Below are 14,064 nucleotides of genomic sequence, written 5' to 3' on the forward strand. Positions count from 1 at the left end.
ATGGATTATTCACAAGATCAAGTATTTCAGGACGGAGCCGGTAGCTTTGAAAACAGGCTGAAGGTTCAGGAGATCAATCATATGGCCTATCGCATACGAAATGAGATCTCAAAAGTGATTGTCGGTCAGGAACGGGTATTGGACATGATGCTGACAGCGTTGCTGGCCAACGGCCATGTATTGCTTGAGGGTGTGCCGGGTGTGGCCAAGACCCTTATGGCCAAGCTGTTGGCGCGCTGTATAGACACAGGATATTCACGTATTCAGTTCACACCCGACCTGATGCCTTCTGATGTGTTGGGAACAACAATATTCAATACAGCCACAAGCTCCTTTGAGTTTAATGCCGGTCCTGTATTCTCGAATATAGTATTGATAGATGAGGTCAACAGGGCTCCGGCTAAAACACAATCAGCGTTATTTGAGCTGATGGAGGAAAGGCAGGTCACTATCGATGGGGCAACCAGGAAGATGGCCCGTCCATTCCTTGTTCTAGCAACGCAGAACCCTGTAGAACATGAGGGAACCTATCGTCTGCCTGAGGCCCAGCTTGACCGCTTCCTGTTCAAGATTAATATTGATTATCCTTCGTTGGAGCAGGAGGTTGCAATACTTCAAACAGCAAGTGAAAGAGGTGCCATAGCTGAGGTTGATGAGGTGAATCCTGTAGTAAAGGAAGCTGAGCTCGTTGAGTTCCAGGAGCTGATACACAGAGTGATAATAGATCCTCAATTGATAAGGTACATCGCTGTAATAGTCGAAAAGACCCGCAGCCATAGCTCTCTATACCTAGGTGCCAGTCCCCGTGCTTCTCTCTGGATCATGAGGGCATCCAAAGCTTTTGCCGCTCTTGAGGGCAGGGACTTTGTTACACCTGAAGATATCCGTGAGGTACTGTACCCAGTTCTTGTTCACAGGATAATACTTAGTCCTGAGAAGGAAATGGAAGGAGTCAGGCCTGAAGCCGTAATCAGGCAGATAGTTGATTCGGTTGAAATACCCAGATAGTCAGCTAATAGCTAAGACACAATGAAGAACACTCTAAAGTCGCTCTACACAAATGCCCGCTTTTTCTATATTATGTGGGGGCTTGTTGTGGTTTTTGCAGCTTCCTTATTCCGGGACTACCTGTTTTCTGCCGGAGTGATTCTTCTGTCTGCATTTATTGGTGCTGTTCTTGTTGAATTCTTCCTGCTATATCCATCTGGAGGAAATGCATATATCAGGGCAAACCGGCGACTTGCCGAAAGGTTTTCCAACGGTGATATGAACGAGGTGGCTATCACTGTCGAAAGCCACTTCCCTTTCCCTGTCAATATTGAGATTATTGATGAGATCCCGTATCACTTCCAGATCAGAGACTTTCTTAAAAAGGGAAGATTGGTAACAGGAAAACCAACGGTTTTCAAATATGGTCTGAGACCCCTTGAGAGAGGCGAGTATGTATTTGGAGCTCTGAATGTGTATGTTAAAGGGAGGCTTGGACTACTTTCCAGACGATACAGATTTGATGCAGGTGCAATCGTAAAGGTGTATCCATCATTTATTCAAATGCGACGCTATGAGATAATGGCAATAAGCAACAGACTAAATGAGGTCGGGGTAAAGAAGATACGCAGGATAGGTCATCACAGTGAGTTTGACCAGATACGTGAATATATAAAGGGAGATGATATCCGTACTATCAACTGGAGAGCTACTGCCAGGGTTGCTAAAATGATGGTCAATCAGTTTCGGGATGAGCGCTCCCAACAGATTTTCTGCCTTATTAATATGGGGCGTAGTATGAAAATGCCCTTTGACGGCTTGACCCTGCTCGACTATGCAATAAATACCTCTCTTGTGATGTCCAATATAGCAATATTGAGACATGACAAAACCGGTCTAGTTACCTTCGATGATAAGATTCGGTCAGCGCTGCCTGCACGAGCGGAGGGAAGGCATATGCAGTCAATCATGGAGGTGTTGTACAAGCAAACCACGAGCTTTAGCGAGAGCAATTATGAAGCACTTTATACATTTATAAGGAGCAGGGTACATCAACGCAGTCTTTTCATTCTTTTCACAAACTTTGAAAGTATTGAGTCAGCCAGGAGAGAGATAGACTTGCTTACAGGCATCGCATCAAAGCACCTTTTGATGCTTGTATTTTTCGAAAACGAAGAGGTCTCCAAAGTGCTCACCAGTGAAACCACTGATGCTGAAGAAATATACAAACATGCGATAGCTGAGAAATTTATCTATGACAAGAAGCAGATTGTGAAAGAGCTTGAACGTAGGGGTATTTATGCACTGCTTACAAAGCCCGAAAAGCTGACTGTCGACACGATGAACAAATACCTTGAGTTTAAATCCCGTGGGCTATTGTAGGTTAGGCATAAAATGCGTAACTTATTACTGAATGTATTGTCCTATGATAAAACGATCATTGGTCATATTGATTCTTGTGGTATTCCCACTCTTGCTTGTCAGTGCCGAGGAGCCCCGCAATGACAGGCCAAAGGTTGGTTTGGTTCTTAGTGGTGGAGGAGCCAAGGGCCTTGCTCATATAGGGGCAATAAAGGTGCTGGAGGAAGTTGGTATCAGACCAGATTATATAACGGGTACCAGTATGGGTAGCATTATTGGGGGATTGTATTCCATCGGGTATACTGCTACCGAATTGGATTCTATAGTAAGCACGGCAGACTGGGCGCATCTTCTGTCTGACCGTGTTCCTCTTTCTGATGTGATTCCTGAAGAGAAGACCGACTATCAGCGTTTCCAGGTGGAACTTGATATTACAGAAGATGGTTTTGCGGTACCAATGGGACTGATTGGCGGGCATGCAATATCGGAATTGTTTGCCAGGCTTTCAGCACGTGTGTCGGGAACCTACTATTTCAAAGACTATCCTATTCCGTTCAAATGTGTTGCTGCCGACCTGCTTAGCGGAGAGCAGGTCATATTTGACAGGGGTAGTTTTTCTACAGCACTTAGGTCCAGTATGTCTATTCCGTCAGTGTTTTCTCCTGTAGAACTGGATACTCTCTATCTGGTAGATGGTGGTGTACTAAATAACTTTCCTGTAGATCTTTGCAGGGAGATGGGTGCTGATATTATTATCGGGGTAAATGTTGGAAATGCCGACAGGGTAAATAAGGCTGATCTGAATTCTCTGATAGGGGTGTTGACGACTTCTACAATGATAGCCAACAGCTCCAATAACCGTGCGCAGTTGCCTTATGTAGATGTTGTGATTATGCCTGATTTAACTGGTTATAATGTTGCCAGCTTCTTTAATGCTCCTCAGATTATTGAGCGGGGAGAGCTTGCTGCCAGGGAGGTGTACGGGCAGCTTGACTCACTTGCAAGATTTCTGGATCAGTTCGATAAACCTAAGCCATTGTCAATACCTTCTGATCCTGTTGAGTTTGTGATTTCACGTGTTGAGGTAGATGGCCTTGAAAAGGTGAGCAGACGCTTCTTTATTTCCGGCCTTGGTATAAATGCAGGTGATACTGTAGATTTTAGTTTGCTTTCACAAGGCGTAAACCGATTGATTGGAACCAGATATTTCGACTATGTTACCTATAACCTGGAGCCGGAAGGTGGAAAGTATGTACTGAAGATGAATACCCAGGAGTCAGCACCCGCTAAGTTCAAGTTTTCAATTCATTATGATAACGAGTATAAGGCCGGAATACTCACAAACATAACGCTTAGAAACCTTTTATGGATTGGAAACAGATTTAGTACTACGCTGGACATTGCGGAGAAACCAAGATTCAATGTAACTGCGATAAACTATTACGGAGAGAATCATCTAACTGCCTCAAAGCTGGTGTTTGACAGGGAGGTTAACAACTTTCCCGTTTACATGAATGACGGCCGGGTATATGGGACCCTTACACACCATTATACTGACCTGGCTTTTGGCTTTATGTCCTCAATAGGCACATCATGGGAGATAGATGCCTATCTTGAGTATGAACGCAGTATGCTGACAGATCAGACCGGAATGTATGAGATATTTTCAAATGGTGTAGCCAGATTTGGTAATGAGTTTATATCTGCAAATTTTAGTTCAAAGCTAAATACCCTTGACCGCAGGTATTTCCCACGAAGAGGAACTGATATGATGATCGGCTATCGGTTCATTCTTGATAACCGGGCAGTTTATCATGGCAGTGAAAGTGGGCGAGAGCTGGTATCTGATGCGATAGAGCCTGTCAACAAGAACTTTTTCGAGTTGTCTGCCTATTATCAGAAATTCTTCAGGGTTAGCAAAAGATGGGTTATCTCCCCTAGGGTGCAGGCTAATTTTGCCGATATGCAACTGCCGCTTCCAGGACGGGTGTTTGTAGGAGGAGTGCCATTCCAGAGAAGGTCTAATGAGGTAAGTTTTGTAGGGCTTTCGTCAAGGGAGAAGTATGTACAGAACTTCGTAATGGCTCAGCTAAATCTTCGTTACAGGGTCACACGTTCTCTGAATATTACGGGTGTGGCCAATGGTTTGGTATCTTTTCTGGATGAGGGACCCGAACTGCCTGGCTATATCAGTTCCAAAGATGAAGAAGTTGTTGGAATGGGATTACTTGTCGAATACGACAGTGTAATAGGCCCTATCCAGTTTGGTATCTCAAATGGTAATATTAACAAAGGTCTGAGATGGTATTTCGGACTGGGTTATCCCTTCTGATCACAGTCTCCGGAAACTATAACATGAGCCACCATCATATCAAAGGGGCTCGTGATTTTGATATTCTCCTGGTTTCCTTCGACCAGGGTGATAGCATGTCCGGCTGCTTCCACGACTGAAGCATCGTCAGTGAATGATTCACGGTAACCGTTACTGTAGGCCTTCTTTAGCAGGTCTGTCCTGAATACCTGAGGAGTCTGAACCAGTCTGAATCTGTCTCTGTTTCGTGCATGTGAACCCTTATCATCAGCTTCCCTGATAGAGTCGGCAGGAAATATTACTGGTATGGCAGCTCCATCTTGCTTTGCAGCATTGAAACAGCGATCAATTACTTCAGGAGTTACAAAGGGACGTACACCGTCGTGAACACCGGTAACGCCCGAATCATCAGTTATAGCTCCCAGAGCATTCAATACCGAATGGAATCTCGTTTGCCCTCCGTTTACAACAATATGGGGTATGTCAAAGCCCTGCTCCGAACACAGTTTTGTCCAGTATTCCTGATGGTCGGATGGCAGGGCCAATATTATCTTTAGCTCCGGATTGTGGTGATAAAATTTCTCTAATGTGTGCATCAGAATGGCCTTATCATTGAGCAGAAGGAATTGCTTGGGAATGGGTTCTCCCATTCTCAGGCCTTTCCCTCCGGCAACAATAATAATGTAATCAGCCATCTTCACTGTTACTTTTGGTATTTGAAACGTTTGATACTCTTTTTGGGAGTCTTTTCAAATTCCTCAGGGAAAAGTATGATTCTGTGGATAGCCATATAGGCAGGCAGTGCTGCATTGACTTCCTTCCTCATCTTCTGAAGTATTTCTTCAATCTCTTCTGAGTTCTTGTTAGTAAAGTCAGTCAGCTCATAGTTGGGATAGACAAGAGCTTCAATTTTGCCATCGTTATCGCGAACCAGGCATTCCTGAACCAGCTCATGGTTGTTGAGCACTGCTTCGATTTCTTCAGGATAAATATTTTGTCCGGATGGACCAAGGATCATATTCTTGCTCCTGCCCTTGATATAGATGAAGTTGTCTTTGTCAATAATTCCAAGGTCACCGGTATGAAGCCATCCGTCCTCTGTGAAGACTTCTGCAGTTGCCTTTTCGTTCTTGTAATAACCTAGAAGTGTATTGTCCCCCCTGACCTGGATTTCACCTACAACATTGTATGGGTCTTCGCTATCAATACGTACCTCCATGCGGGTAACGATACGTCCTGCTGATGTGGCACGGGTTTCACCCGATGGAGCATAACTGATAAGAGGCCCGCATTCAGTCATTCCGTAGCCGACAGTAATAGGGAATTCGATCTTTTTTAGGAAGTCTTCAACATCCTTATTAAGCGCAGCTCCTCCGATGATCATTTCCTGGAATTCTCCTCCGAAGGTATCATATAGAGCCTTGCGAATCTTGTTGTATACGAGCTTGTTGGCAATCGGGGTCTTAAGTACAAACTTCAGACCTGGTCTTTCAAGTTGCGGAGCTATTCTGGTCTTGAATATTTTCTCAAGTATCAGTGGTACTGAAAGTATCAGTTTTGGCTTAACAGTCCTGAATGCCTCTGTTATTATCTGAGGAGAAGGTGTACGGCTCAGGAAGGTAATATGACATCCTTCTGTCATTGGCCAGAGGAATTCAAACAAACAGCCGTAGGCATGTGCCAGAGGCAGGAAAGAAACAATTCTGTCGCCAGGATGGATGTCGAAGTTATCGTGGGCAAACAAAACATTTGACCAAATACTCCTGTGTGGCAGAAGTACTCCCTTTGAGAAGCCCGAGGTTCCTGAGGTATAGGAGAGGACCATTACTTCTTCTGCACCAACCTGAGCATACTTGATTCTCTTTACGTCAAACGGTTTGTTATCTTTATCAACTTCAGCAGCAGCTTTTTCAACGGCCTTTTTGAGCTTGTCATTGTGATCTACAAGTGGTTGAAAGTTTTGAACTGACAACACTCCCTTGATACTTCCTATTTGAGTATCATCTATCTTGTCAAACATCAGGTTGGTTGCAATAAGCAACTTAGACTCCGAGTGATTGATAATGTGATGAATGTCGTTGCTATGGAAATCCGGAAGTATTGGTACAACCACTGCACCGTAGGTAACTATAGAAAGGAAACTTGTTGCCCAGTTTGCAAAGTTGCGGCCTATCAATGCGATCTTGTCACCTTTCTTGATTCCAAGTTCATCAAAAATGATATGCAGGCGGTGAATTTCCTTACCAACTTCTCTGTAAGTCATGCTCACTCCCTGATAATCAGTGAAGGCCAACAAATCTTCATACTTTTCGATGGCGTTTTGCACCATCGATATATACCCATTTGCTATCATAGTTTAAGATTATAGATCCTCAACCGGCGAATATAGTTAAAAATAAACAAATGCAACCTTGCTTGCGTCAAGGGCAGGATTAGGTAGGTCGGGTTAGTCCCCGATTTAGAAATAGTCTTGTGTTTATATATAACGCTCTGCTATAATAGCAGTTATCATACATAAACATTTCCAACCTTGATAAGTTTAGGGATGTTGAGTAATTTAATCCTTCTGCCGTTGATCTCAATCATGTTATCAGCCCTAAACTCAGATAGAAGTCTAATCACAGACTCTGTAGCTGTACCGACAATATTCGCCAAATCTTCTCTGGTTAGCGAGATCTGTAGATAATTATCCTCGTCCAGCTCAAAGGTGTCCATAAGCAGTAAAAGCACTTCAGCGAGGCGTTCACGGACGGTCTTCTGTGCTATATCGGTAAGAAACTTGTTGGATTCTCCTAATTCACGGCATGTGAGTTTCATCAAATCCATGGCAAACTCAGGATTCCCCTTTATCAGGCCTGTAAGAGTCTCTCCGGGGATATAGCATAGTGCTGAATCCTGGATAACTTCAGCAGTTGTACAGGCAAGTTCATCGCTTATAACTGAACGAAACCCAATAAGGTCTCCATGTCTTGCAAAGCGGATGATTTGTTCCTTCCCGTCAAATCCGGTCTTATAAATCTTCAGTACACCGGTATTAATTATATAGCTACCGTTGATACGGCTACCTTCGTTGTAAATCACTGAACCTTTCTTGAAAAGATTGCAGGTCATTGTTTGTGCAACATTTGCCAATTCCTCGTCCGAAAGTCCCCTAAATATATCGTGTTGGCGCAAAGCACCAGGCTCTATATCGATCCTACGCCCCTCTTTCTTCATAATTTCAGTCTCAGTAGTGGAGTGTTTCAAATATCGGCGCAAATATATCAAATAAAGATTAATTTAGCACTCAGTTACTAATAATCAATACATACCGTATATGAAAAGTGAAGTGTCGATAAGATGGACAGGCAATATGGCATTTGAGTCAGAAGTAAATGGCCATAAGCTTGTGCTTGATGCCGCAAAGGAATTTGGCGGTGAGGATCTCGGTTACAGGCCAAAGCCTCTTGTGATGGCTGCCCTTGCCGGATGTACAGGCATGGATGTGGTGTCTATTCTCAAGAAGATGAGAGTTGAATATGATGGACTTGAAATAAAGGTCGAAGGCGATGTTGCTGATGAGCATCCCAAAACCTACACCGCACTGAAGCTTATCTACGAGTTTAAGGGTAAAGATCTGCCAATGGAAAAGCTGGAAAAGGCTGTAGCCCTTTCGGAGGAGACTTATTGCGGGGTTTGGGCCATGTACAAAAAAGCGGTACCTGTCACTTACGAGATTAGGGTGGTCGAATAATGAGTCTCCACAGCCTGACTAATGAGGAAAAAATTATCATTTGCTCTCGGAAAGAAGGTCTTGCTTACCACTCTGGTCGGGGTACTTGCCGTCATAGCTCTTAATTACTATGCAGGTATGGCTTTTGACCGGATTACAGGTAATGTGGATCGTCTGTCCCGTCCTAATGAGCGCCTTACTCAGGTTAATATCCTGTTCAGGCGGGTCTCAAGGCTCAACAACCTCCAGCAGAAGGAGGCTGCTGAGGGGAGGCGTACCCCCTCGAGAGAGTATCTCAGAGAGGAAACTTCTGTCAGGGAGAGCATTGATACACTCAAACTTTTGTTTTTAGGTGATAGCATACAGGAGGCTCGCCTTATTAGTATTGAGGAGTTGCTAAGGCGGAGCAGGGCTGTGTTTAGGGAATATATGAGCTTGCAATACCAGCAAAGCCGGAACCAGGATCTGAAATCGTTATTGTCGGGTACCAAAGATGATATCCGAAGAGCTGACTCACTTATTAATACCATAGTACAGACACATAAGACCACCACTACTACTACGGTCTCGATTGATACCATTCAGCCCCAGCGCACCAGTTTTATTAAGCGTCTGTTTGGCGGCAGTCCTGAAAAGGAGAGCAGTACCGTGATGAAAGATGAGACCAAGGTGGAACAAGCTGTGGAGGTTAAGATTGATACACTGGGTCTGTATTTGGCTGACAGGGTCTTTGCCGAGATAGGCAACTCACTTGACAGCGTTCAGGCTGCACGTATCCAGGAGGCCACAATACTGCAGACTCACCAGTTCCGGCTGATGAATGTCAATAATAACCTGATTCGTCAGCTTATTTCTGTCATAAACGATCTGGAGCAGGAGGAAATCTCTCGCCTGCATAGTGAGACGCAGTCTGCATTCAAGACGGCATCCGACACCCTTACTGCACTCATTGTTATTTCTCTGATATTCTTAGTAGTCAGCGTGTTGCTGGTGCTTGTTATCATGTCGGACATAACAAAAAGCAACAGGTACAGGAAGCAATTGGAGGCAGCCCATGAAGCCGCCCGCAGGGAGGCTATCAATAAGCAGAAGTTCCTTTCAAATATGAGTCATGAGATTAGAACTCCGCTGCAGGCTATATATGGATATGCAGAACAGGCAAAACTGGGTGGTAGGGATCATGTGGATCTTGAGGCTGTTTATCATCCGGCATCCCACCTGTTAAGGGTTGTTGATGAGGTGCTCGATTATGCGAAGGTTACCTCTGGGGCATTGACTTTTGCCAGCGAGCCGTTCAAGGTAACTGAGGAGCTTGAAAAGGTACGTGGCAGCCTTCGTTCTCTTGCTGAAAAGAAAAATATCGAGCTGCAATGTGACCTTGCAGACGGAGCTGATGTAGTCCTGCTTGGCGATGCATTCAGGCTGCGCCAGGTTGTTTTCAACCTGGCAGGGAATGCTATTAAATTTACCGAAAAGGGGTATGTGAGAATTAGTGCAGAGGTTAGCGAACTGGATGAAGCCTTTTTGCTTAAGCTATCGGTTGATGATACAGGTATTGGTATAGCACCAGAGCAGTTGTCTCACCTGTTTTTAGAGTTTTCACAGGCCATTCCTGAGGTATCATCACAGTATGGAGGAACAGGTCTTGGACTTAGTATTGTCAAGGCTATAGTTGAGCAGCAGGGAGGGCATATTGAGGTAGATAGTAAACCGGGAGAAGGCAGTACTTTTACCGTATTTATTCCATACCAGGGGTATATTGAGGCGTCTGACGGGGCTGTGCAAAATACTGTTGTTTCAGTTGGGCAACACACAGTCTGGATGGCTGATGATGACCCTCTGATACAGAAGCTGGCCTCTGCAATTTTTGAAAAGCATGGCATTGAACATAGGACATTCAACAATGGTAGTGAACTGCTCAAGGCCTTTGACGGGAGCAAGCCCGATCTTATTTTTCTGGATATGCGAATGCCGGAGATGAGTGGTCTTGAGGTACATAACAGGATCCGTGACCGCGTGGGACATAGTGTAAAGGTTTACGCACTTACAGCGCAGGTGCTGCCTCATGAGAAAGAAGAGATGGAGGAGAGGGGTTTCGATGGTATTATTGGCAAGCCTTTCAGAGAGGCAGATCTGATAGCTGTTATGGCTGACGTGGAGCTTCCCTATAAGGAGTTAAATACCAGTTCCATAGAAAAGATGGCCGGAGATGACAGGGAGCTGATACTAAGTATCCTTGAGTCGGTCAGAGATGAGAGTCTGAAAGATATTGAGCTTATTCGTAAGGCTTATGAAAGTCGGTCGGCTGATGATTTCATGCTGGTGGTTCACCGCCTGGCAGGCCGCGCTGGTCAGTGTGGTGCATCAGATTTCTCAGCCCTTCTTAGAGGTGTGGAATTACAAATAGGAGAAAAGGGAGAATATCCCAGTGATAAGGAATTTTCCAGGTTGATAAATGATGGTAGAGGATTTATCTCATCGCTTGAGCACAGGATCGGAGACTTTACCAGTAAGCAGGAATAAGCACTAGCTTATTCCGTATCTCTCCATCTTGTTATAAAGGGTTTTGCGGTCAATGTTCAGGATCTTCGCAGCCTTTGATTTATTTCCATTGACTTCCCTCAGCACCTTTTCAATCTGTTGCTTTTCGGTCATTTCCTGAATTGCCTTAAGGTCGTTGCCTACCGGTTTTGTAACTGAAGATCCGGAGAGGGCACTCAACATTTCCTCAGGCAGAGCTGCACGTGTGGCAGTGTCGTCTGTGGAAAGCAGCACCATCCTTCGGATAGTGTTACGAAGTTCCCTAAGGTTGCCTGGCCACTGGTATTCCTTGAGAAGTTGAAGGGCATCGGGTGCAATATGTTTTACAGTGCGGGACAGGTCGCGGTTGGCTTCCCCTATAAAGTGCGAGATAAAGAGTTCTATATCATTCTCACGCTCTCTGAGAGGTGGAACAGTGACCTTAAACTCATTGAGGCGGTGATAGAGGTCTTCCCTGAATTCACCCTTTTGGACGCTGTCATGCAGGTTGTCGTTGGTGGCAACAATCAGTCTGAAATCCACAGGTATCAACCTGTCACTACCCACGGGCTGGATTACCTTTTCCTGCAAGGCCCTGAGTAGTTTTATCTGTACCTCATAGCTCAGGTTGCCTATCTCATCGAGGAAGAGAGTACCACCAGAAGCACTTTCAAATTGTCCTTTCTTATCTGTTAGTGCCCCTGTAAAGGCTCCCTTGACATAACCAAACAGTTCACCGGCAGCCAGTTCCCTTGACAACACTCCACAGTCAATAGGTACAAAGGGTCTGGAGGCTCTTTTGCTGGCGTTGTGGATGGCTCGGGCAACATACTCCTTACCTGTACCACTTTCCCCCTGTACAATAACAGTCATGTCGGTAGGGGCAACCAGGTTGATGAATTCGTGTAGTTTACGCGATTTATTGCTGGTCCCTACAATATAATCAGTATCCTTTCTGGCTCCTGCAGGAGCAGAAGCGGGAGTCGTTGCTGACTTTTTTAGCTGTTGCTCGAGAACCATCAGCAGTTCATCGGGGTTGACCGGTTTTGTGATATAGTCTGAGGCGCCCATCTTCATGGCCTTTACCACGGTTCTGACATCATGGAAGCCAGTCATTATAATAACCGGAGCGCCAGGATTACTTTCTCTAACTTCCTGAAGCAGGTCTAGACCCGTACCGTCAGGAAGGCGGTAGTCGAGAAGGAAGAGATCGAAGCTCTGCTTTTGTATGTATTTGGAAGCATCCTTTAAGGTAGATGTTGATGCAACCTCATATTCCTTCTTTTTCAGGAAGGCTTCAAGTATCCTTGCAAAGGCAATATCATCTTCTACAATAAGCAGTTTTTTCATCCTGACTTTTTTTCTACGATGCTAATATAGGAAAAATGACATGCCTTTTCTATGAGTCAAATTGTTTTTTATGAAAGTATTAAAACGGAAAAAGCCGGAACTTGCATTCCGGCTTTACCCAAAACTAAACTTGAATTTACCCCAAAACTAATAAATAATAACGGGTTAGGTTATTCCTTTACTTCACCTTGTGGTGTGAATTTTACTTTCTTTTCTTCATCACCCTTTTTCAGCTTAACGGCGTAGAATTCACCGGCATCGCTTGAAATAAATGATGCTTCAACAACTTCCCAGCCTTCGAAGTCAGCACCCTTAAGTGCTTCTGCAACGGCTTCGGGTAGATCTGCTACTTCTACAGGAGTCTTGGTAACTTCCTGATCTGCTACGATGTAGTTGTTGTTCTCAACAACTGCCTGATTTGCATACCCTACTGTAGAAAACAGTCCTACAGCGGCTATAAACATTAAAAATCTTAGCGTCTTCATGTCATTAAGGTTTTAAGTTAATGTGCATTTATTGTATTTGTGAGAGATGTTAAATCTATAGGCATAATCATGCCATGCAGTTGTGCCGTGGTGCAATAAACTGAAAAACAGGCAATAAGCATTTTGTGATACTTGCCGCTATTGTAGAATTTATTTCTGTTGCTGTGGAATCATTCCACAAAAAAGGATGGAGTAGGGTAATAGGAATTGTGTTTGCATCATATAACAAAAACGCCCGGTAGTGCCGGGCGTTTTGTGTGATTTATATGCTTTCTTACTTCGCTGTGCTTAATGGATAGCGGACTTGAACTGTTCGAGGAAGCGTACGTCGTTTTCGAAGAACAGCCTGATATCTTTTATCTGATATTTTAGCATTGCAATTCTTTCGATACCCATACCAAAGGCAAAGCCTGTATATTTCTTGCTGTCGATGCCGCAGTTTTCAAGTACGTTGGGGTCAACCATACCACAGCCCATGATTTCAAGCCATCCTGTATGCTTGCATACTCCGCAACCTTTGCCACCGCATATTGAGCAGCTTACGTCCATCTCAGCCGATGGTTCGGTAAATGGGAAATATGAGGGACGAAGCCTGATCTCAACATTTTCACCAAAGAACTCCTTGGCAAAGTAAAGCAGGGTCTGCTTCAAATCAGCAAAGGATACGTTCTCGTCGATGTACAGACCTTCCACCTGATGGAAGATACAGTGTGCACGTGCCGAAATAGCCTCATTCCGAAATACCCTGCCCGGAAAGATTGATCTGATCGGGGGCTGGGTCTTTTCCATTACCCTTACCTGTACTGATGAGGTATGAGTGCGAAGCAGAATGTCGGGATCCTTAGTTATAAAGAAGGTGTCCTGCATATCCCTTGCAGGGTGCTCAAGCGGGAAGTTCAGGGCTGTAAACACGTGCCAGTCATCTTCAATCTCGGGACCTTCAGCAACGCTAAATCCAAGGCGTGAAAATATTTCTACAATCTGATTGCGAACAAGTGAAAGTGGGTGACGGCTGCCAATGGGGAAGGATGTTCCCGGCAAAGTCAGGTCAGCACCTGATGCGGACGAAGCTCCCGCTTCGTGCGCTTCCTTAAGCTCTGTGATTACCCTTTGTGCCTCATTTTTGAGGGTGTTGAGGGCCATGCCGACTGCCTTTTTGTTTTCGGCAGGCACGTTTTTGAAATCATCGAAAAGTGCAGGAATCAAGCCCTTTCTTCCAAGATACTTGATTCTTAGTGCTTCTGCCTCTTCTGCATTTGAAGCTTTCAGATTTTTAATTTCTGAAATAAGTTCTTCTATCTGTTGTAACATCTGAACTATGTTTATTAAGCGCAAAA

The 14,064-nt window shown here is 44.6% G+C and carries 11 protein-coding genes; 5 read left to right on the forward strand and 6 right to left on the reverse strand.

Annotation, left to right across the window (positions count from 1 at the left end):
• From M9189_RS01320 to M9189_RS01330, 3 genes are read left to right on the forward strand one after another with little or no spacing between them, the layout of a single operon-like run.
• Positions 1 to 1,008 carry an AAA family ATPase gene (locus tag M9189_RS01320; RefSeq protein WP_250724111.1) on the forward strand — a complete coding sequence of 336 codons (1,008 nt, stop codon included), beginning with the start codon at positions 1 to 3 and terminating at the stop codon, positions 1,006 to 1,008.
• A 21-nt stretch (positions 1,009 to 1,029) separates the two neighbouring features.
• Entirely contained in the window at positions 1,030 to 2,370 is a 1,341-nt protein-coding gene (locus M9189_RS01325; RefSeq protein ID WP_250724112.1) for a DUF58 domain-containing protein, read from the forward strand.
• Positions 2,371 to 2,413: 43 nt separating this feature from the next.
• Complete coding sequence (locus tag M9189_RS01330; protein ID WP_250724113.1) at positions 2,414 to 4,681, forward strand: patatin-like phospholipase family protein; 2,268 nt, start codon at positions 2,414 to 2,416, stop codon at positions 4,679 to 4,681.
• Here the strand turns inward: M9189_RS01330 and M9189_RS01335 are convergent.
• The 3 genes from M9189_RS01335 to M9189_RS01345 form a co-directional block, all read right to left on the reverse strand.
• The gene (locus tag M9189_RS01335) at positions 4,669 to 5,355 is read right to left on the reverse strand and encodes a 2-C-methyl-D-erythritol 4-phosphate cytidylyltransferase (RefSeq protein ID WP_250724114.1); all 687 of its coding nucleotides are present in this window, start codon (positions 5,353 to 5,355) and stop codon (positions 4,669 to 4,671) included. The genes M9189_RS01330 and M9189_RS01335 overlap by 13 nt on opposite strands.
• Before the next feature lie 8 nt (positions 5,356 to 5,363).
• On the reverse strand, positions 5,364 to 7,013 hold the full coding sequence (locus M9189_RS01340; RefSeq protein WP_250724115.1) for an AMP-binding protein: 1,650 nt from the start codon (positions 7,011 to 7,013) through the stop codon (positions 5,364 to 5,366).
• Between the two features lie 155 nt (positions 7,014 to 7,168).
• Positions 7,169 to 7,876 carry a Crp/Fnr family transcriptional regulator gene (locus M9189_RS01345; protein WP_250724116.1) on the reverse strand — a complete coding sequence of 236 codons (708 nt, stop codon included), beginning with the start codon at positions 7,874 to 7,876 and terminating at the stop codon, positions 7,169 to 7,171.
• Between the two features lie 100 nt (positions 7,877 to 7,976).
• Between M9189_RS01345 and M9189_RS01350 the strand changes: the two genes are divergently transcribed.
• Together M9189_RS01350 and M9189_RS01355 are read left to right on the forward strand one after the other, a co-directional pair.
• Complete coding sequence (locus tag M9189_RS01350) at positions 7,977 to 8,393, forward strand: OsmC family protein (RefSeq protein ID WP_250724117.1); 417 nt, start codon at positions 7,977 to 7,979, stop codon at positions 8,391 to 8,393.
• A 21-nt stretch (positions 8,394 to 8,414) separates the two neighbouring features.
• Positions 8,415 to 10,895 carry an ATP-binding protein gene (locus M9189_RS01355; protein ID WP_250724118.1) on the forward strand — a complete coding sequence of 827 codons (2,481 nt, stop codon included), beginning with the start codon at positions 8,415 to 8,417 and terminating at the stop codon, positions 10,893 to 10,895.
• A gap of 3 nt (positions 10,896 to 10,898) precedes the next feature.
• Here the strand turns inward: M9189_RS01355 and M9189_RS01360 are convergent, their stop codons facing one another.
• The 3 genes from M9189_RS01360 to pheS form a co-directional block, all read right to left on the reverse strand.
• The gene (locus M9189_RS01360; protein WP_250724119.1) at positions 10,899 to 12,242 is read right to left on the reverse strand and encodes a sigma-54-dependent transcriptional regulator; all 1,344 of its coding nucleotides are present in this window, start codon (positions 12,240 to 12,242) and stop codon (positions 10,899 to 10,901) included.
• A gap of 170 nt (positions 12,243 to 12,412) precedes the next feature.
• Positions 12,413 to 12,727, reverse strand: a complete 315-nt coding sequence (locus M9189_RS01365) for a hypothetical protein (RefSeq protein WP_250724120.1) — start codon at positions 12,725 to 12,727, stop codon at positions 12,413 to 12,415.
• 288 nt (positions 12,728 to 13,015) lie between these two features.
• On the reverse strand, positions 13,016 to 14,038 hold the full coding sequence (gene pheS, locus M9189_RS01370; protein ID WP_250724121.1) for a phenylalanine--tRNA ligase subunit alpha: 1,023 nt from the start codon (positions 14,036 to 14,038) through the stop codon (positions 13,016 to 13,018).
• Positions 14,039 to 14,064 lie beyond the last annotated feature (26 nt).

The sequence above is a fragment of the Xiashengella succiniciproducens genome, assembly GCF_023674465.1.
Taxonomy (GTDB): domain Bacteria; phylum Bacteroidota; class Bacteroidia; order Bacteroidales; family Marinilabiliaceae; genus Geofilum; species Geofilum succiniciproducens.

What these genes read in the sequence shown, in the direction of transcription:
- M9189_RS01320 (WP_250724111.1), top strand. Translation starts at nt 1, where the DNA reads ATGGATTATTCACAAGATCAAGTATTTCAGGACGGAGCCGGTAGCTTT.
- M9189_RS01325 (WP_250724112.1), top strand. Translation starts at nt 1,030, where the DNA reads ATGAAGAACACTCTAAAGTCGCTCTACACAAATGCCCGCTTTTTCTAT.
- M9189_RS01330 (WP_250724113.1), top strand. Translation starts at nt 2,414, where the DNA reads ATGATAAAACGATCATTGGTCATATTGATTCTTGTGGTATTCCCACTC.
- M9189_RS01335 (WP_250724114.1), bottom strand. Translation starts at nt 5,355, where the DNA reads ATGGCTGATTACATTATTATTGTTGCCGGAGGGAAAGGCCTGAGAATG.
- M9189_RS01340 (WP_250724115.1), bottom strand. Translation starts at nt 7,013, where the DNA reads ATGATAGCAAATGGGTATATATCGATGGTGCAAAACGCCATCGAAAAG.
- M9189_RS01345 (WP_250724116.1), bottom strand. Translation starts at nt 7,876, where the DNA reads ATGAAGAAAGAGGGGCGTAGGATCGATATAGAGCCTGGTGCTTTGCGC.
- M9189_RS01350 (WP_250724117.1), top strand. Translation starts at nt 7,977, where the DNA reads ATGAAAAGTGAAGTGTCGATAAGATGGACAGGCAATATGGCATTTGAG.
- M9189_RS01355 (WP_250724118.1), top strand. Translation starts at nt 8,415, where the DNA reads ATGAGGAAAAAATTATCATTTGCTCTCGGAAAGAAGGTCTTGCTTACC.
- M9189_RS01360 (WP_250724119.1), bottom strand. Translation starts at nt 12,242, where the DNA reads ATGAAAAAACTGCTTATTGTAGAAGATGATATTGCCTTTGCAAGGATA.
- M9189_RS01365 (WP_250724120.1), bottom strand. Translation starts at nt 12,727, where the DNA reads ATGAAGACGCTAAGATTTTTAATGTTTATAGCCGCTGTAGGACTGTTT.
- pheS (WP_250724121.1), bottom strand. Translation starts at nt 14,038, where the DNA reads ATGTTACAACAGATAGAAGAACTTATTTCAGAAATTAAAAATCTGAAA.